General features: G+C 65.9%; 10 protein-coding genes and 2 pseudogenes. 3 read left to right on the top strand and 9 right to left on the bottom strand.

Going from position 1 to position 20,095, the window contains the following annotated elements; genetic code table 11:
* Positions 1-117: 117 nt before the first annotated feature.
* Both SHTP_RS19900 and SHTP_RS19895 read right to left on the bottom strand, forming a co-directional pair.
* Positions 118-3,855, bottom strand: a complete 3,738-nt coding sequence (locus tag SHTP_RS19900; protein WP_096371553.1) for a multifunctional oxoglutarate decarboxylase/oxoglutarate dehydrogenase thiamine pyrophosphate-binding subunit/dihydrolipoyllysine-residue succinyltransferase subunit — start codon at positions 3,853-3,855, stop codon at positions 118-120.
* Between the two features lie 180 nt (positions 3,856-4,035).
* Entirely contained in the window at positions 4,036-4,794 is a 759-nt protein-coding gene (locus SHTP_RS19895; RefSeq protein ID WP_096371552.1) for a hypothetical protein, read from the bottom strand.
* 212 nt (positions 4,795-5,006) lie between these two features.
* Here SHTP_RS19895 and SHTP_RS30180 point away from each other — a divergent pair.
* Positions 5,007-6,886 (top strand): annotated as a pseudogene (locus tag SHTP_RS30180) (MFS transporter).
* Between the two features lie 8 nt (positions 6,887-6,894).
* On the opposite strand, the gene SHTP_RS19885 reads toward SHTP_RS30180, so the two are convergent.
* A complete protein-coding gene (locus SHTP_RS19885) occupies positions 6,895-10,302 on the bottom strand; it encodes a TM0106 family RecB-like putative nuclease (protein WP_096371551.1) in 3,408 nt (1,135 codons plus the stop codon).
* A gap of 82 nt (positions 10,303-10,384) precedes the next feature.
* Entirely contained in the window at positions 10,385-10,981 is a 597-nt protein-coding gene (locus SHTP_RS19880; RefSeq protein ID WP_015356769.1) for an LppP/LprE family lipoprotein, read from the bottom strand.
* A 287-nt stretch (positions 10,982-11,268) separates the two neighbouring features.
* Between SHTP_RS19880 and SHTP_RS19875 the strand changes: the two genes are divergently transcribed.
* Positions 11,269-12,984, top strand: coding sequence for a DEAD/DEAH box helicase (locus SHTP_RS19875; protein ID WP_096371550.1), 1,716 nt, complete (start codon positions 11,269-11,271; stop codon positions 12,982-12,984).
* The gene (locus tag SHTP_RS19870) at positions 12,981-14,123 is read left to right on the top strand and encodes an acyltransferase family protein (RefSeq protein ID WP_020729960.1); all 1,143 of its coding nucleotides are present in this window, start codon (positions 12,981-12,983) and stop codon (positions 14,121-14,123) included. The genes SHTP_RS19875 and SHTP_RS19870 overlap by 4 nt, the downstream gene beginning before the upstream one ends.
* Before the next feature lie 90 nt (positions 14,124-14,213).
* Here the strand turns inward: SHTP_RS19870 and SHTP_RS19865 are convergent, their stop codons facing one another.
* From SHTP_RS19865 to SHTP_RS19845, 5 genes and pseudogenes are all read right to left on the bottom strand, one after another.
* Positions 14,214-14,987, bottom strand: coding sequence for a PPE family protein (locus tag SHTP_RS19865; protein WP_096371549.1), 774 nt, complete (start codon positions 14,985-14,987; stop codon positions 14,214-14,216).
* Positions 14,988-15,625: 638 nt separating this feature from the next.
* Complete coding sequence (locus SHTP_RS30050) at positions 15,626-17,668, bottom strand: PE family protein (protein WP_096371548.1); 2,043 nt, start codon at positions 17,666-17,668, stop codon at positions 15,626-15,628.
* A gap of 94 nt (positions 17,669-17,762) precedes the next feature.
* Positions 17,763-18,060: pseudogene (locus tag SHTP_RS19855) on the bottom strand (IS3-like element ISAar24 family transposase); the annotation flags it as partial.
* Positions 18,061-18,183: 123 nt separating this feature from the next.
* On the bottom strand, positions 18,184-18,765 hold the full coding sequence (locus SHTP_RS19850; protein WP_096371547.1) for a TetR/AcrR family transcriptional regulator: 582 nt from the start codon (positions 18,763-18,765) through the stop codon (positions 18,184-18,186).
* A complete protein-coding gene (locus tag SHTP_RS19845; protein WP_096371546.1) occupies positions 18,765-20,006 on the bottom strand; it encodes a cytochrome P450 in 1,242 nt (413 codons plus the stop codon). The genes SHTP_RS19850 and SHTP_RS19845 overlap by 1 nt, the downstream gene beginning before the upstream one ends.
* Positions 20,007-20,095: the final 89 nt, after the last annotated feature.

The raw sequence follows: 20,095 nt of genomic DNA, 5'->3' as shown, positions 1-20,095 counted from the left end.
TAACCGGTACCGGCGGTCCTCGTTAGTAGGGGTGAGAACGGGAGCCGGCCCTCAGCCGGACTCCTGGCGCCGGGAGCACGTCCAGCCCATGGTGGGCAGGTCGCGGGCGGCATGTCCTCAGCCGAACGCGGTGTCCAGGATCTCCTGCTGTTCGACGGCGTGCACCTTCGACGAACCTGATGACGGTGCCGACATGGCCCGGCGGGAAATGCGCTTGACGCCGCTCAGCTTTTCGGGCAGCAGCTCGGGCAGCTCCAGACCGAACCGTGGCCACGCCCCCTGGTTGGCCGGCTCCTCCTGCACCCAGAAGAACTCCTTGGCGTTGGGGTAGCGGTCCAGCGTTTCGCGCAGCCGGCGCCTGGGCAGTGGAGCGAGTTGCTCGACCCGCACGATCGCCACGTCCTCACGCTTGTCCTTGGCCTTGCGGGCCACCATCTCGTAGTAGATCTTGCCGCTGGTCAGCAGGATTCGGTTCACCAAGTTGCGGTCGCCGACGCCGTCCTCGTAGGTGGGTTCCTCGAGCACCGAGCGGAACTTGATCTCGGTGAAGTCCTTGATGTCACTGACCGCGGCCTTGTTGCGCAGCATCGACTTGGGCGTGAAGACGATCAGCGGGCGCTGAATCCCGTCGAGAGCATGCCTGCGCAGCAGGTGGAAGTAGTTCGACGGAGTCGACGGCATCGCGATGGTCATCGAGCCCTCCGCCCATAACTGCAGGAAGCGTTCGATGCGCCCGGAGGTGTGGTCGGGGCCTTGCCCCTCGTGCCCGTGCGGTAGCAGCAGCACCACGTTCGACAGCTGGCCCCACTTGGCCTCGCCGGAGCTGATGAACTCGTCGATGATCGATTGCGCGCCGTTGACGAAGTCGCCGAACTGCGCTTCCCACAGCACGACGGCGTCGGGGTTGCCCACCGTGTAGCCGTACTCGAAGCCCACCGCCGCGTACTCCGACAGCGGTGAGTCATAAACCAGGAACTTGCCGCCGGTCGGGCTGCCGTCCTTGTTCGTGGTCAGCAGCTGCAGGGGGGTGAATTCCTCGCGGGTGTGGCGGTCGATGATCACCGAATGACGCTGCGAGAAGGTGCCGCGCCGGGTGTCCTGCCCGGAGAACCGCACCAGCTTGCCTTCGGCGACCAGCGAGCCAAGCGCCAGCAATTCGGCGAAAGCCCAGTCGATCTTGCCTTCGTAGGCCATATCCCGGCGCTTTTCCAGCACCGGCTGGACCCGTGGATGGGTAGTGAACCCGTCCGGCACGGCCAGGAACGCGTCGCCGATGCGGGCCAGCAGCGATTTGTCCACCGCGGTGGCCAGCCCCGCCGGAATCATCTGGTCGGATTCGACGGATTCGCTGGGTTGGGCACCGTGCTTCTCGAGCTCGCGGACCTCGTTGAACACCTGCTCCAGCTGGCCCTGGTAGTCGCGCAGCGCGTCCTCGGCTTCCTTGATCGAGATGTCGCCACGGCCGATCAGGGCTTCGGTGTAGCTCTTGCGGACCCCTCGTTTGGTGTCGACGACGTCGTACATCCGCGGGTTGGTCATCGACGGGTCATCGCCCTCGTTGTGTCCGCGCCGGCGGTAGCACAGCATGTCGATGATGACGTCTTTGTTGAACCGCTGCCGGAAGTCCACCGCCAGCCGGGCCACCCACACGCATGCCTCGGGGTCATCACCGTTGACGTGGAAGATCGGTGCCCCGATTGTCTTGGCGACGTCGGTGCAATATTCGGTGGACCGCGAGTACTCGGGGGCGGTGGTGAAGCCGATCTGGTTGTTGACGATGATGTGGATGGTGCCGCCAACACGGTAACCAGGCAGATTCGCCAGGTTCAGTGTCTCGGCGACCACGCCCTGTCCGGCGAAGGCGGCGTCGCCGTGCAGCATCATCGGCACCACCGAGAAAGCGCGTTGATTCTCGGTGTCGGTCTCGCCATGTTCGAGCAGGTCCTGCTTGGCCCGGACCAGACCCTCGAGCACCGGGTCCACGGCTTCCAGGTGTGACGGGTTGGCGGTCAACGACACCTGAATGTCGTTGTCTCCGAACATCTGTAGATAGACGCCAGTGGCACCGAGGTGATACTTCACATCGCCGGAGCCGTGCGCCTGCGACGGGTTCAGATTGCCCTCGAACTCGCTGAAAATCTGCGAGTACGGCTTGCCGACGATGTTGGCCAGCACGTTGAGCCGGCCGCGGTGCGGCATGCCGATGACCACTTCGTCCAGGCCGTACTCGGCGCACTGGTCGATCGCGGCGTCCATCATCGGGATGACACTCTCGGCGCCCTCGAGTGAGAAACGCTTCTGGCCCACGTACTTGGTCTGCAGGAACGTTTCGAAAGCCTCGGCGGCGTTCAGCTTGCTCAGCACGTATTTCTGTTGGGCCACAGTCGGTTTGACATGCTTGGCCTCGACGCGTTGCTGCAGCCACTGCTGCTGTTCGGGTTCGAGGATGTGTGTGTACTCGACGCCGACATGACGGCAGTAGGCGTCGCGCAGGATCGACAACACGTCGCGCAGCTTCATGTTCTGCGGTCCGGCAAAGCAGCCGCCGACCTTGAACGATCGGTCCAGATCCCACAGCGTCAGCCCGTGGGTGCACACGTCCAGGTCGGGGTGACTGCGGAAGCGGGTCTTGTCCAGGCGAAGCGGATCGATGTCGGCCATCAGGTGACCGCGGTTGCGGTAGGCGGCAATCAGCTCGATGATCCGGGCGTTCTTGTCGACGATCGAGTCCGGGTTGTCGGGGCGCCAGCGCACCGGCAAGTAGGGAATGCTCAACTCGCGGAAGATCTCGTCCCAGAACTCGTCGGCGAGCAGCATCTGGTGGATGGTGCGCAAGAAGTCGCCGGATTCCGCACCCTGGATGATGCGGTGGTCATACGTCGAGGTCAAAGTGATCAGCTTGCCGATACCGAGTTCGGCGATGCGCTCCTCGCTGGCCCCTTGGAACTCGGCCGGGTATTCCATGGCGCCGACACCGATGATGGCGCCCTGACCGGCCATCAGCCGCGGCACCGAATGCACGGTGCCGATGGTTCCGGGGTTGGTCAGCGAAATCGTCACGCCGGAAAAATCTTCGGCGGTCAGTTTGCCGTCGCGGGCCCGGCGCACGATGTCCTCGTAGGCGGTGACGAACTGCGCGAACCGCATGGTCTCGCACCGCTTGATCCCGGCCACCACCAACGCGCGTTTGCCGTCTTTGCCCTGCAGGTCGATAGCCAGGCCCAGATTGGTGTGCGCCGGCGTGACCGCGTTTGGCTTGCGGTCGACATCGAGGTAATGCCGGTTCATGTTGGGGAACTTTTTGACCGCCTGCACCAGGGCGTAGCCCAGCAGGTGCGTGAACGAGATCTTGCCGCCGCGATTGCGCTTGAGCTGGTTGTTGATGACGATCCGGTTGTCAATCAACAGCTTGGCCGGCACCGCGCGGACGCTGGTTGCGGTCGGCACGTCCAGCGATGCGGACATGTTCTTCACCACCGCCGCGGCGGCGCCGCGCAGCACCTGCATCTCGTCGCCCTCGGCGGGTGGCGGCGCGGGAGCCTTTGCTGGAGCCGCGGCTGGCTTGGCGCTGGGTGCCGCGGCGGGCGAGCCGTTACCCGCCGCGGGCGGGCCGGCGGCGGGTTTGGCGGGCGCCGGTGCGGGCGCGGGCTTCGCCGGAGCGGCGGCGGGCTTCGCCGGGGCTACGGCGGGCTTTTCCACGGCGGGTTCCGTCGCTTCCTGAGTCGACTCGGGGTTGTAGTCAACCAGGAACTCGTGCCAGCTTGGATCGACCGACGAAGGGTCGTCGCGGAACTTGCGGTACATCTCCTCGACCAGCCATTCGTTTTGTCCGAATGGTGAACTTATGTTGGCCACGGCCGCTGTTCGCCTCAATTCCTTGTTCTAAACGTCCTGCAAGCGCCAACGCGCGACGCCTGCGACTTCTTCCAGCCCCGGATTGGCGGGGCGCTTCACATCCCCGGCGGTTCGGAACGTCTCGCCCCATAAAGGCTAACGCTTTGCTGACGATTCGCCAGAGAGACCAGTCAAGCAGCGCTAGCTGGCATCACGAACGTTGGGCAGTACATGCAGGGTCACCGGCCAGCGTGCCGGCGGGGCGCCGAACGCCGAGCGGGCATTGCGGACCAGCTTCCTGCCGACCAAGCGATTGCCGATCGCGCCGATGATCGCCCCGATGCCGGCGGGCAGCAGTTTGCCGAACAACAGCACGCCACGCTTGAGCGCGAAACGCTTGACGAAGTACTTGAACATTCGCGTGTTCAACTTCGATATGGCCGGCAGCGGCAGCGAGGCCATCGATTCCGATACCCAGACCCCGCTCGTGCGGCCGGACCCGATCACCTCGGCCACCGCATTCTTGCTGTTGTCGCCGACCAGCACCGCCAAGACCAGCGCGCGCCGCCGTTCCCGGTGATCGAGCGGATTATCGTAGACCGACGCCAGCGCGAGTACCAACAGCACGGTGGCCTCGAGGAATACCGCCGTCTCTCCGGCGGCCGCAGACAACGCGGCCAGGGTCCCGATCCCGGGCAACGTCGCTGCCGCGCCCACGGCGGCTCCACTGGCGGTGACCACAGCCAGGAACCGCTTCTCGATCTTGCTGACAATCTCGGCCGGGCTGGCCGCCGGATGGGCGCGACGCAGTCGGGCCACATATGCCTCCGCCGCCGGGCTCTGTATGTGCGAACTCCGCTCGATGACCTGCGCCAATGCCCGCGTTGACGCTTTGGGCCGGCCCATGATCCCGGTTGGCTGCGCGGCCGGCTCGGACTGTCTTGTTCGTCGGGCGCTCATGTTGCCTCTCTAGAGAACGACTTCCCTTCAGGCTAGCGCCCGGCGCGCGAATTGCAGACCGACTGAAGTAACGGACCGGGCAAGAGTCGCCCGCGGCAATGATTTGGCGGCCCCTGGGCGACCGAACGGCCCCTTGGCACACCCGGAATAATGCACGCTGGACTCCTGGGCGACCTCAGACCAACCGTCAGGAGCCGAAACGAGGTGCGTACATGACCGCGGTGACCAGTCGAGTGCTCGACAAGGGCTACTCGGGGAACCCGTGGAACGCGCTGTCGGCGATGATGATCGGCTTCTTCATGATCATGTTGGACTCGACCATCGTCTCGATCGCCAACCCGACCATCATGGCTGAGCTGCATATCGGCTATGCCGACGTCGTCTGGGGGACCAGCGCCTACCTGCTGGGTTATGCGGTGGTGTTGCTGGTGGCGGGCCGGCTCGGCGACCGGTTCGGTCCCAAGAACCTCTACCTGATCGGCTTGTCGGTGTTCACCGCCGCATCGATGTGGTGTGGCCTGGCCGGCACCGCCGCCATGCTGATCGCCGCTCGGACGGTGCAAGGCATCGGTGCCGGGCTGCTGACGCCGCAGACCTTGTCGACCATCACCCGCATCTTCCCGGCAACCCGCCGCGGCGCCGCCCTGAGCCTGTGGGGAGCCGCGGCCGGCGTCGCCAGCCTGGTCGGACCGCTGATTGGTGGGGTCCTGGTCAGCGGTCTGGGCTGGGAGTGGATTTTCTTCGTCAACATCCCCATCGGCCTGGCCGGCCTGGTGGTGGCCTATTTGCTGGTCCCGGATCTGCCCGTGCACGCGCAGCGCTTCGATCTGATCGGAGTCGGGTTGTCCGGGGCGGGCATGTTCTTGCTGGTTTTCGGGCTTCAGGAAGGTCAGGCCGCGGACTGGGCGCCGTGGATCTGGGCGGTGCTGGTCGCCGGTGTGGGGTTCATGGCGATGTTCGTCTACTGGCAGGCGCTCAACCATCGGGCGCCGTTGATCTCGCTGGCGATCTTTCGGGACTGGGAGTTCAGCCTGTGCAACATCGGGGTAGGGATCACCGCATTCGCGACGACGGCGCCGATGTTGCCGCTGACGTTTTATGCGCAGTCGGTGTGTGGGCTGTCGCCGGCTCGGGCGGCGGTGCTGATAGCTCCGGTGGCGCTCGCCAGCGGTGTGCTCGCACCGGTGGTCGGAATGCTGGTGGATCGGTCGCATCCGCTGCCCGTGCTGGGATTCGGTTTCTCCGCGCTGGCGATCTCGATGACCTGGCTTTCGATCGAAATGGTGCCCGAAACGCCAGTCTGGCGGCTGGTGCTGCCGTTTGCCGCGATGGGTGCCGGGATGGCGTTCGTCTGGTCTCCGTTGGCCGCCACCGCGACTCGCAATCTGCCGGCGCATGTGGCCGGTGCGGGCTCGGGTGTCTACAACGCCACCCGCCAGCTCGGGGCGGTACTGGGCAGCGCCAGCATGGCTGCGTTCATGACGTGGCGGATCACCGCCGAGATGCCGCCGGGGTTCGACGCAGACCGCGGATTCAGCGGCGGCGACGGTGGGCTGCAACTGCCTGAGGTGGTGCGCACGCCGTTCTGGGCGGCGATGTCGCAATCGATGCTGCTGCCCGCATTCATCGCCGTGTTCGGCATCATTGCCGCCCTGTTCCTGGTCCGCTCGCGCACGGCGCTGGTGCGCGCGCACGATCGGGCCAGCCACGCCGTGACGACCATGTCGACCGCGGCGACTATGGCTATGGCGACTATGGCGAGCAAGACGACTTTGGCGAGCAAGACGACTATGACGACTATGTCGAGTTCGTCCTGCGGCCGGAGCCTGCCGTCGGGACACACCGGCACACCGAAATCCGACGTCCCCTCAGCGGGGCGAGCGGGAATGGGCCAGCGGTGGCCGGCCGCGGGCAACAACCACACTCGGCCAGGTTCGAAAAGTGGCGCGACGATGCCGCCGATGGTCACGCTGCCCCGATCGAACACAATGGCGCCCGGGTCGATGCCAGGCGCCGATTTCGTCCGGTCGCCGACTTCTTGCCGGCCCCCGACCAGGACGACGCCGCCGGGTCCGGGCACTCGTTGCCCTGAGCGCGTTCTCAGCCTGGTTCGGTCAGAGCCAGAAATGCGCCCAAATCCACCAGGCCGGCCGGTGTGCCGGGCAGATACCGGGTCAGCAGCTCGGAGCGCACGATCACCGCGGCATACTGCGCCCGACTGATGGCGACGTTGAGGCGATTCCTGTTGAGCAGAAACGAGATTCCGCGGGGAACGTCGTCCACAGATGAGGCCGTCATCGAGACGAAGACGACGGGGGCCTGCGCGCCCTGGAACTTGTCGACGGTGCCGACCCGAACCCCATTCAGGCCGGCGGACAGCAGTCGCTGCCGGATCAGGGCCACCTGGGCGTTGTACGGTGCCAGCACCAGCAGGTCGCGGGTGGCCAGGGGGCGGGTGCCGTGTTCGTCGGTCCAGGGCGAGCCGAGTAGCCGCTGGATCTGGGCCAGGATCGCCTCGGCTTCCTCGGCGCTCTCGATCGTATTGCCCTGGTGCTCGACGGCAAGCACGTGGACGCCGGGCGGGCTTGCGCTGAGCCGACGCGCGGTGGTGCGCTCGGTGTGGGAATGCAGCTTGCCCGCGTAGGACAGCATCGAGACGGCATGGCAGACCGCGGGATGCATGCGGAACGAGCGATCCAGAAAGTATCCCCGCTCCTCGGGTAGTGTGCGCTGGCCGTCAACCAGCCATTCCAGTGCTGAGACATCGACGGGTTCGGGATGTTTGCCCTCACTGACCTGCGGTAGCTGCTGCGGGTCTCCCAGCAGCAACAAGTTCGCCGCCGCCGGTGCCACGGCGACGGTATTGGCCAAGCAGAACTGGCCGGCTTCATCCACCACCAGCAGATCCAGACTGCCCGGAGGCACCCGATTGCCGTTGGCAAAATCCCAGGCCGTACCGCCGACGACGCATCCTGGGTGGTCGGCGATGAAGGCCGCGTAGTGGTTGCCGTCGATCTCCTGCCAGCGGGGTGCGCCGTGGTCGTAACGCTTCTTGGCTATTCGTGCCGGGTCGAGCCCGGCATCAATCACGCAGTCCAGCAGGTTTTCCACGGTGGCGTGCGATTGCGCGACCACGCCCACGCGCCAGCAATGTTCTTGCACCAGTCGCCCGATCACCCGCGCGGCGGTGTGGGTCTTGCCGGTGCCCGGCGGCCCGTGCACCGCCAGGTAGGACGAATCCAGGTCCAGCACCGCGGCGGTGATGTCGGCGACCGTATCGCCGCTACGCGGTAGTGGCGCCGCGCTGCGGGTGCGTGGCGGGCATCGCAGCAGCACGTCGATCAACGCGGTGCGGGGGAGCCGCGGTAACTCGGCGGCCGCGGCCGCGGCGGTGGCTTCGATGGAATCGCGCAACGCCCTGGTCGGTACCGGTGGCCCGGGGGTCAGTGCGAACGGCAGCTGCTGAAAGGTCGCGCCGTCTGCGCCGGTCCGTTCAAGGATGACCACGTCGGTGGGCAGACTCGGATCGTCGAGTTCCACAATCTCGGCGTGGCCTGCGGCTCGCAGGTCGGGGTCGGCGGTCATGCTGGGCGGAGCCGGGGGTTGGTAGAGCGCAAACACGCTGGTCTTGAGATCTCCACGTGCGAGCTCTCCGGTCAATCGGACTCGCCGCTGTGGTTTGCGAGCTCGCGCAGGCGTATGCCATGTGACGGTGACCGAGGCGTGATCGACAATGAAAACGTCTGTGCTGTCCGACCATTCGTCGATGGGATAGTTCAGCCGGTCGAAGTGAGACCACCAGAACGGCTTGTCTTCCCGGCGGTGATAGCCGCGGGCGGCAGCCAGCAGTGCGACCGCCGTCTGTTCGGCGGTGCGGTTGCCGGACGCTGCGTCGCCGGCGAAATCCGACAACGTTGCCGCCAGTTCGTCGTGGTCTTCGATCGCGTCCCGCCTAGGAACGGGTTGCACCCCGATCGGTGTGACTCCGGCCTCCCAAGCGCGGATCAGCAGCCAGTCCCGCAATTCGCGGGTGGAGCGGCAGTCATAGTGGTTGTAGTCTTCGATCTCCTTGAGCACGGTCGCGGCCTCATCCAACCGCCCGTCGGCACGCAGTTGGCTGTAGCGGGCGTAGGAAGTGATCGAGTCAGTGGCGGTGGTGACCTCGCCGGAACGTAGCTGTGCCCCCATGTACAGCGGCTCGAGCGCCTTCAAACTGACCGACTCTGCGCCAACCCGAAAGCTCTTGCGCACCACAGGGTATAGGTCAACCAACACTCCGTTTCGGAGCAGATCATCGATGGCGTCCTCGCCGACTCCGTAGCGGCCGGCAAGCCGAAGCAGCGCCGTCTTCTCATACGGCGCGTAGTGATAGATGTGCATGTTGGGGTGACGCTTGCGACGTTTGGCCACCAAAGCCAGAAAGTCGGTGAGCGCCTTGCGTTCGTCCCTGCGATCATGCGCCCACAGTGGGCGGAAGGCTCCCTTCTTTCCCGCTTCCAACACCCCGAACAGGTACTCCAGGCCCCACTCGTGGCCGTCCGCCGTCCACAGCGGATCGCCCTCAAAGTCGAAGAACAGATCGCCAGGATTTGGTTCGGGTAGCAGCGCCAACGGCTGCGGGTCGCTGATCTCATACTGCGGTGTACCGGTATCGCGTTGCTGCACTTGAACTTTGGCTTGCGCGGCAAGTTTGGCTAGGGCGTTCGCTGAGAGTTCGGGCACCGCACCGGTGTGGCTTGCCAGCCCGCCGATTGTGGTGATGCCGGCGTCCAGCAGCTTTTCTCGCTGGCTGACCCGCATCCCCGCGACCAGCAGCAGATCATCGCGACGACGCAGCTCCTCCATGCAGAGCTCACAGCGGAAACATGCCCGCACACCGTGGTCGTCCCAGCACACCGCGGTGTCCGCGGCGTAGTGCTCGTCGAGCAGCCGCTGCAGCTCGGCACGCTGGGCCCGGTAGACCGGGATCAGATCGCTGACCCGGAAATGCACCACCGTGCCGTCCCCGAGTTCCAGGTCGGCCTCCGGGGCCACCGGTACACCCGCGCCGGTCAGGGCATCGGCGTAGGCCCCCAGCTGCATCAGCGCGGTGACCTTAGGTGAGCGCGCCAGCTTGGTGTCGGTGATCCGATAGCGTTCGCGGTCGCGAATCAGGAAATCGGCAAACCCGACGAAGCGGCCGTCGAACATCGCGGCTTGATACACCACGGGCGCGCGGTCGGCGATGGCGCGTTGGGTGGCCTCAGCGGCGGCTGTCAGCCCAGCCAGGGTGTATGCCGGATGGCCGATGACCGCGATCTCACCGAACTGGTCGCGCAGCCGGTCGAGTGTGCGTCTTTCATGTTCATTCCCGAGCTCGGTGGTGCGCGCCAGCAGATCGTCCTCGGCGGAGATGGCGGGACCCCGGCCCAATTTCGAGTCAAAATGGCGCAGGAACGCGAATTCGCACCGCGCGGCGGCAGCAAGATCCGAGGCGCTGTAGACGACGACGTCGCCGGCGACGAACACAGCAGCCACTCTAATGAGGGCCGGTCGAGACCGATCTGCATCGGTCTCGGCGGCTTAGCGCTCAGGGGTGCGGCCGGTTTGGTTACCCGGTCTTATTGCTGATCAGCTCGACGCCGTTGCCATTCCATCGGAACTTCACGACGCTGCCCAACCCGCTGATGCCGGTGGCGTACGTCAACGCAACCGTGTCACCGGTGCACTGCGAGGTGTCAATCCCGTTGAACCCGTAGGTATCGGGCACGCCCTGCGGGATGAATTTGCCTTGGTGGAACAGCACCGCTCTGGTGGTCGGATTATCGCCGTTGGTGTTGGCCCTGATGACTACCGCCGACAGCTGGGCACACTCGTTGTAGTTGCCCGCCAGCGGTTCGGGATTCCAGGGCTGCTCACTGCGCGGATCGCGGGGTAATTCGGAAACAACCTTTGCGATGGTGGGCGAGGCGAGGTTGACGGCGCAGGGGTCGGCCGGCGAGGGGCTGCTCGGGGGCTCGGCGGCCGCCGGGGGTGGGTCGGCCGCATTCGGTTCGTTGGAATTGACGGCTGAGGTGGTGGTTCTGGCTTCTGGAGTCTTGGCGACGATCGAGTCTCCCGAGCCGCAACCGGTCAGTGTCGCGGCAACCAATGCGAGCGCGCCGGTAAGCGGCGCGACTGGGCACGGGAGCGACTTCACACCGCGCACCGTACCGTCGCGGGGCCCTCAGGTGTGGCAGGCGTGGCCGCGCGATCACCCTCTTCTGGTGGCGACCCGCGGCGCCCGGCGTCGCCGGGCTTGCGATCCCCGCGGGAGTTGATGGTGGTGACCCGCGGCGCCCGGCGTCGCCGGGCTTGCGATCCCCGCGGGAGTTGATGGTGGCGACCCGTGGCGCCCGGCGTCGCCGGGCTTGCGATCCCCGCGGGAACTGTTGGTGGTGACCCGTGGCGCCCGGCGTCGCCGGGCGCGCGATCCCCACTAAACTCCATGTCTTGATGGCCAACCCCGAAAACCCGCCTGCGGTACCCCCTGCCACCTTCGCCGACCTACAGATTCATCCGTCGGTCATGCGAGCAATCGCCGACGTCGGTTACGAGTCCCCGACGGGGATTCAGGCTGCGACCATCCCCGCGCTGATGGCGGGTTCCGACGTGGTGGGGCTGGCGCAGACCGGCACCGGCAAGACGGCGGCGTTCGCGATCCCGATTCTGTCGAAAATCGACACCACCAGCACCGCAACCCAGGCGCTCGTGCTGGCCCCCACCCGCGAGCTGGCCCTTCAGGTGGCTGAGGCGTTTAGTCGGTACGGCGCCCATCTATCGCGCCTCAACGTGCTTCCGGTTTATGGCGGGTCGTCGTATGCCATACAACTGGCCGGTCTGCGGCGCGGCGCGCAGGTTGTGGTGGGGACACCCGGGCGGGTCATCGACCACCTGGAACGACGAACGCTTGATCTGTCCCGGGTGGACTACTTGGTGCTCGACGAGGCAGACGAGATGCTCACCATGGGCTTCGCCGAAGACGTTGAACGCATCCTGTCCGAAACCCCGGAATACAAGCAGGTCGCATTGTTCTCGGCGACCATGCCGCCGGCAATCCGAAAAATCACCACTAGATATCTGCACGATCCGCTGGAAGTCAAATCCGAAGCGAAAACCGCTACCGCCGAAAATATTTCGCAGCGGTACATCCAGGTGGCCGGTCCGCGCAAGATGGATGCGCTTACCCGGGTGCTCGAGGTCGAGCCGTTTGAGGCGATGATCGTGTTTGTCCGCACCAAACAGGCCACCGAGGAGGTTGCCGAGAAGCTGCGGGCACGAGGGTTTTCCGCGGCGGCCATCAACGGCGATATTCCGCAGGGACAGCGCGAGCGAACCATCACGGCGCTGCGCGACGGCGGCATCGACATCCTGGTCGCCACTGACGTGGCCGCGCGCGGGCTGGACGTCGAGCGGATATCGCATGTGCTCAACTACGACATCCCGCACGACACCGAGTCCTACGTGCACCGAATTGGGCGCACCGGTCGGGCCGGGCGTTCGGGTGCGGCATTGTTGTTTGTCTCCCCGCGGGAGCGACACCTGCTCAAACTGATCGAAAAGGCCACTCGGCAAACACTGACCGAGGCCGAGTTGCCCACCGTGGAAGACGTCAACGCCCAGCGGGTGGCGAAGTTTGCCGATTCCATCACCCACGCGCTGAGCAATACGGGCATCGAGTTGTTCCGCAGGCTGGTCGAGGACTACGAGCGCGAGCACAACGTCCCGATGGCTGACATCGCTGCGGCGCTGGCATTGCAGTCGCGCGACGGCGAGGAATTCCTGCTGGCGCCCGATCCGCCACCAGATCAGCGCGAGCGTCATCCCCGCAATGAGCGCAAGGAACGTCCGGAGAGTCGCAGAAGCGGCGGCGCCTTCAGCACGTATCGCATCTCGGTTGGCAAACGGCACAAAGTCGGTCCGGGCGCGATCGTCGGCGCCATCGCCAACGAGGGCGGGTTGCACCGCAGCGACTTCGGCCACATCACTATCGGGCCGGATTTCTCGCTGGTGGAGCTGCCGGTCAAACTGCCCCGCGAAACACTGAAAAAGCTCGAACAAACCAGGATTTCGGGTGTGTTGATCAACCTTCGCCCCGACCGCCCCGCCGATAAGGCGTACAAGGCGCGCCGCAACGATGGTGGCAAACCTCGGCGGAAACGCCTCGGATGACCCTGCCCGAAGCCACCGACGCCCAAGGCGGACTCGAGCAGATCTCGCACGTGGATCGGGTTGCGTCGCTGACCGGAATCCGTGCGGTCGCCGCACTGCTGGTGGTCGCCACCCACGCGGCTTACACCACCGGCAAGTACACCCATGGCTACTGGGGCCTGGTGTCGGCCCGGATGGAGATCGGCGTGCCGATCTTCTTCGTGCTATCCGGCTTCCTGCTGTTCCGCCCGTGGGTGCACTCCGCGGTCACCGGCGCTCCTCCGCCTTCATTGCGCCGCTACACGGCACACCGGGTGCGCCGCATCATGCCTGCCTATGTGGTCGTCGTGCTGATCGCCTACGTGATCTACCACTACCGCATCGCCGGACCGAACCCCGGACACAGCTGGATGGGGTTGGTGCGCAACCTCACGCTGACCCAGATCTACACCGACGGGTACCTGGGTTCATACCTGCATCAGGGATTGACCCAAATGTGGAGCCTGGCGGTGGAGGCCTCCTTCTACGTATTGCTCCCGTTCCTGGCCTACCTGCTGCTGGTGGTGATCAGCCGACGCCGCTGGCAGCCGAAGTTGGTGGTCGGTGCGTTGCTCGCGATGGCCACCATCACCCCGGGCTGGCTGGTGCTGATACACACCGTTTCGTTGTTTCCCGACGGAGCTCGCCTGTGGTTGCCCAGCTATCTCGCCTGGTTCTTGGGCGGCATGTTGCTGACGGTCCTACAGGCGATGAAGGTGCAATGCTATGCACTCGCGGCGCTACCGTTGGCCACCATCTGCTATTTCATCGTCGCCACGCCGATCGCGGGTGCCCCCACCACGTCGCCCTCGGCGTTGACCGAAGCCGTGGTCAAAGCCTGCTTCTATACCGTGATCGCCACGCTGGCCGTAGCGCCATTGGCCCTGGGGGATCAGGGCTGGTATTCCCAACTGCTGGCCAGCCGGCCGATGGTCTGGCTCGGTGAAATCTCCTATGAGATCTTCCTGGTCCACCTGGTGACGATGGAATTCGCGATGGTCTACGTGGTCCGGTACCGGGTGTACACCGGCTCCATGCTGAACCTGTTCATCGCCACCATGGTCATCACGATCCCGCTGGCCTGGGTGCTACACCGCTTTACCCGGGTCAGATCCGAGTAAACCCATCGCGACGGCGGGCCAGCTCACCCGAAATCAAGTGGCGGGTCTGGTGGGTCAGCGGATCACCGGCGCAACGTCAAGCACTGCCGACTACATCGTGGGTAGCACCGTCACCGGCGCAGGTTCGACCGGTGTCGGTTCAGGCGCGGGCTCGGGTGCGGGCGCTGGGGTCGGCTCGGGCGTGGGTGTCGGGGTCGGGTCAGGTGTCGGTGTCGGGGTCGGGTCAGGTGTCGGTGTCGGCGTCGGGTCAGGTGTGGGTGATGGATCAGGGTTGGGGTTCGGTGTCGGCGACGGGGAACCGCCCGACGAAGACGGCGCTTTGCAACCGGGCAGCAGGCGCAGCAGTTGCTGAAGCGGGGGCCACTGCGACAGCTGTGACCATATCTCCGACACGGTGGCGTGGTAGCCGCTCATCACCGCGACATCCTGGGCCCACATCTCCTCATAAAGACCTTCGGCGGCCGCGATCGCGGGAAAGTTCAAACCGAAGAAGTTCGTATTGGCCAGCAGGGCGGTTAGCGCGCGATTGGCGTTGATGATGACCGGGGACACTATGGCGGTACGGGCCGCCTCGAATGCCGTCGCCACCGCGCCCGCCTGACTGGCAGCGCTCTCGGACTGGGCGGCCGCGGTGCAAAGCCACGCGGCATACGGTGCGGCAGCCTGTGTCATCGCGGTCGCAGCGGGGCCTTGCCATGCCCCGCTGGCCAGGTCTGACGTGATCGATGCGAAGGACTCCGCCGCCGCGCGCAACTCGCTGGCTAACCCGCACCACGCCGCCGCCGCTCCCAGCATTGGCGCCGATCCCGGGCCGGCCTCGATGAGCGCCGAATTGATTTCCGGAGGAAACATGGGATAGGTCATCGCTAATCCTTACCGTACGGACCCAATTGAGTGGCCGCATTTTCCGGCTGCCTGATCGTCGGCTATCCGGCTCCCGGGCGCAGATGCAATGTGAGATGCGCTGAGCGGGAACGGCTTCCGGTATACCGCTGACATGTCGTCTTGCACCTCCGTGACGACATTGCACTTCTGACGGCCGCCTGACGGTGGCCGATCAGTCACAAGATATCGCCGCTAGGTGAGTTCGTCAGCGATTTGGACGAAATATGTTGACAGGCTGTTCCGTGCCGGTGACTGTGTCCGGTCATTCTGGGGGCAGGCGCGTTGCAGATCCCGTCGTCGCAGACGAGCGCATGGTGGGGGAGGGCGATCGGCCTCTGGAATTCGAGTCAGTAGCCAAGGGCGACAGCATGTTTCGTGATATGGTGTTGGTGCGGATCGTTGCGGCCGTCAGAATGTCGGGATTGAGCCGGTTCGGTGAGAAGTGGCGTGCGGCGGCTTCGTAGCTTTCGTCGACCGGTGTGGCCGCAGGCAAATGATCACGATCATTGAACTCTGGCTGGTAGCTCGGGAAAAGGGCGGACCAACAAGCGCCAGCGCTGCTGATGCGACAAGGATGGGCAACGGCCAACGAACGACCGTAGGTGTGTCTTGTCAGGCTACGCGGGTCCGTTCAAGCCCATATTGCCGAAAAGCTGACCACCCGTGCCGCCGTCGCCGCCGAGCCCGCCAAAGACGCCAGCTCCGCCATCACCGCCGTTGCCCACCAGTTTTGCGTTGCTGCCCTTACCGCCGCCAGCCGGACTCAAGTTACCGCTGCTACCGGCGTCGCCACCAGCACCGCCGTTACCGACTGCACCGCCTGCGCCGCCGTTGCCGCCAGTGCCACCGCTGCCGAAAGCACCGACTCCGCCGGCCCCGCCCACCCCACCGTTGCCGATGACACCAACAGCATCACCACCGTTGCCGCCGTTGCCTCCGGTACCGGCCAGACCAATGCCGCCGTCGCCGCCGAGACCACCGTCCCCGACCAACTTGCCGCCGACTCCGCCATTCCCGCCGGTCAAACCCGCCTGGGTGGTGACGTCATAGCCACCGGCTCCACCTGCGCCACCGTGGCCAAACAACCCGAGTGCGTTGCCGCCCGCGCCGCCAGCCGATCGATTTCCAACAATGACGCCGTCGCCGCCGTTGCCGCCATTTCCGGACAAGTAGCCGCCATCCCCGCCACCGGCACCGGCACCGCCGTTACCCCCGCTTCCAATCAGGTATCCGCCCCTGCCGCCGGCCCCGCCGAGCCCAGACAAGCCAGGAGCCCCGGCCCCGCCGTTACCGCCATCTCCGAAAAGCCCTGCTGCACCGCCATTCCCGCCGACGCCTGGCGCGGGTGTTCCCACAGTGGCGCTCGCCGCGCCACCCGCACCGCCGTTGCCGCCGTTGCCAATTACGCCACCGCCGCCGCCGTTGCCGCCGGACCCACCGATGGGACCAAGGCCTCCGGCCCCTCCGGTCCCACCGTTGCCCACCAGCCCCACGGCGCTGCCACCCGTACCCCCGGACCCGGCTAGTCCCGCAGTGCCAATGCCTCCGGCCCCACCATCACCGCCGTTGCCAAAGAACTGACCGCCGATGCCGCCATCGGCGCCGTTGCCGCCGGCACCCCCGACCGCGCCTGCCCCGCCGTTGCCCCCGTTCCCGAACAGGCGGGCGTCGCCGCCATGGCCGCCAGAGCCACCGTCGTTCATGACACCGAACCCGCCACCACTGTTACCGCCGACCGCACCATTCCCGCCGACGCCGCCGTCCCCCCACAACCCTCCCTCGCCTCCAGCAGCGCCGTTGCCGCCGATACCGCCGTTGCCGCCGGTACCTCCGGTACCTCCGATACCGCCGTTGCCGCCGGCTCCGCCGTTGCCGAACACACCGCCTGCGCCGCCGATGCCGCCGTTGCCGCCGGCGTGCCCGGGGACTGTGGGGCTTCCACCGGCGCCGCCATTGCCACCGGCGCCACCGACGCCCCACAGTCCAGCGCCGCCGCCACTGCCGCCGCTACCGCCGCCACTAAGACTGCCGAAACCGTTGCCGGTCCCGTCCCCGCCGATCCCACCGGCCCCGCCGTTGCCGTACAGCAGGCCACCGTGACCGCCATTGCCGCCAGCGAAGGCCGTCCCGCCGCCACCGCCGGCTCCGCCGTTGCCGATCAGCCCGGCATTACCGCCATCGCCGCCAGCGACATTGTTGTTCCCGGTCTGCGCGAACCCGTTACCGCCGTTGCCATATAACAGGCCACCGTCACCACCGTTGGGGTTCGCCGCGGTGCCATTGGCGCCGTTTCCAATCAGCGGGCGGCCCACCAGAGCCTGAGTCGGTGCATTGATGATGCCCAGTGCGTCTTGCTCCAGGGTCTGCAGTGGCGTGGCATTGGCCGCTTCGGCTCCGACGTAGGACTGCGCTCCAGCGTTTAGCGCCTCTACGAACCGCTGATGAAACGCCGCGACCTGGGCGCTCAGCACCTGATAGGCCTGCCCATGACCAGAAAACACCGCCGCGATCGCCGCTGACACCTCGTCAGCACCAGCAGCCAGCACCGTGGTGGTAGGGCCAATAGCCGCGGTGTTCGCCGCCGCCAGTTGTGAGCCGATACCGACCAAATCACCTGCCGCGCCCGCCAACATGTCAGGGAATACCGTCAAATACGCCATCGCCCGTCTCCCATCAAGTTCTCATCGCCCCCAGGCGTTTCGGCAAGATAATCTCACTCCCAGCGGCCCAGCGCCGCTATCAGGCACTTCCCAGCCATCCCACAGGTCGAGTTTCGTTGCAGCTGAAGGCGTTGAGGACTGCACAGCAGAACAGCCCTCCTTCTCAGGTGCAGGGTTGGGTGATGTCGTTAACCCACAACTCATTTGGCCGAAGCCGGTGGAACTTGCGGTTGACCAGATCATCGGCGGTGGCCAATCCCTGCAGCCGTTGAGGCGCACCGGGTCAGGCAGGCCGCAGATGCCAGCCTGGGTCATCAGGACCGACACGTGCCACGGAAGGCGACGTGCACTTCGCGGATCAGTCCGATCAGCCACTGGCGGCGCGGCTCTGTTCTCGCCCAAGAGACTTGGCCGACTGTCACCCGATGGACAACTCGGTCCCCGATTCCCTCGTCGGGACGGCCCAGGCGTACGCCGGCCACCGGGGGCATGCCCAGATCATGGGCGTTGGTGGCCTAACGGGGGGTGGGAAACGGTGTTACAACCGGAGCGACGAAATCCTCGAGCATCGCCCGCTCGTCGGCTTCGTCCTGGCCGGGGAACATCAACAGCGAGACGATCACCCGCACGGTCCAACGAGCCCGGCGCTCCACCGCGGCGGGGGCTTCGGGGCCCAAAGACTGCAGGAATGCGGCGGCCAGTCCCGCGATCACCTCGGATTGTCCGGCCAACTCACCGCCGATCGGTGGTCGAGTGGAGGCGAACCACGCCGCCAGGGCCGGCCGCTGGCGGACCATTCGCAAGGTGGCGGTGATGCTGGTGATCAGCTGATCGCGTGGATCATCGATGTCGCCGATCTGCTGCATGATCTCGCGCCCCAGCCGGAGCGTCTCGCGGTGCACGTAGGCGGTTCTGAGCGCCTCACGACTCTCGAAGTATCGATACAGGGTGGCCCGGGAACAGCCTGCCGCCCTGGCGATTTCGTTCATCCCGATCGAAGCCGGGTCGTGCTCGGTATAGAGCCGCTCGGCGGCGTCGAGTATCCGGTCGGCGGCGACCTCGCTGCGGTGCGCTGCCAGCCAGTCGGTTCGGCCCATCAAGACCTCACTTCAAACGGCAGCGACAGCGGGCGCCGGACGTAGCTGCCGCCGGACCACACGATGCGTGACTCGTCGACCTCGAAGTCCGGGCAGCGCGCCAATAGTTCGGTCAGCGCGACCCGGGACTGCATCCGGGCCGCGGCCGCGCCCAGGCAGTGGTGCGCGCCATGGCTGAACGTCAGGATGTTGCGCGGGCAGCGCCGTACATCGAGTTCGCCGGCATCAGGACCGTATTGGCGCTCATCCCGGTTGGCCGAACCGTAGAGCAGCAGCGCTCGGCGACCGGCGGGGATGGTGACATTCCCGATCGTCACGTCGTGGGTGACGGTGCGGGCCAGGCCCTGCACCGGCGAGGTGAGCCGCAGCAGTTCCTCGACCGCATCGGTGATGAGCTCTGGATTGTCGGTCAGAAGCCGGCGTTGGTCGGGTCGCCGGTGAAGCAAGGGCATGGAGCCGCCGAGCATTCCGGTAACGGTGTCATTGCCGCCGGTGATCATGGTGAATGTGAACGCCAGGATCGACAGCGTGCCCGCGATGTCGCCGTCCGCGCCGACTCCGGCGGCAACCAGGTGAGAAATCGGGTCGTCCTCGGGTTTGGCGCGGCGGCGCTCGATCAGCGAGGTGAAGTAGGCCATCATCGACCCGACCGCATCGCCGACCGTGGCCAACGCGCCCGCGATGCCGCCCTCGGCGGTGTTGGCCGCGACGATGGCCTGGGTCCACCCATCGAACTGTGCCCGGTCCTGTTCGGGTACCCCGAGATAGTGTGCGACCACCATCGACGACAAGGGCTTGAACAGGTCGGTGACGATGTCGCCGCCCCCCTGGGCGCGCAGCCGCTCGATTCGCTCGACGACGAAATCGCGCACCTTGGGCTCCACCGCTTCGACCTGGCGCGGGGTGAAACCGCGTGACACCAACTTCCGGAACTCGGTATGGGCTGGTGGATCCTGCATGACCATGGGCGGGTTATCTTGCAGCCCAATCATTTCCAGATCGCCATAGTTGACGGTCAAGCCCTGCGCCGAGGAGAAGGTCTGGTGGTCGCGGGCCGCTGCCCACACGTCGGCGTGGCGCGACAGCACGTAGTAGTCCTGGTCGGGCTGGTGGGTCGGGATGACGTGGTGCACCGGATCCTGGTCTCGCAGCGCCCGGTACATCGGCCAGGGATCCGGCCAGGTTGCGGCGGTGGCCAACTGGAACGCAACAGGCGCGCGGTGAGACACATCCACTGACATGTCTTATTGGTACGACATAGTTGTATAGATGTCAACACCTGCGCATAGCCGGTGTGCATCCTTGGCTTCCACCGTGCAGTCCGGGCGCA

The sequence above is a fragment of the Mycobacterium ulcerans subsp. shinshuense genome, from assembly GCF_002355775.1.
GTDB lineage: Bacteria > Actinomycetota > Actinomycetes > Mycobacteriales > Mycobacteriaceae > Mycobacterium > Mycobacterium marinum.
This window is presented reverse-complemented; position numbering and strand designations above follow the sequence as displayed.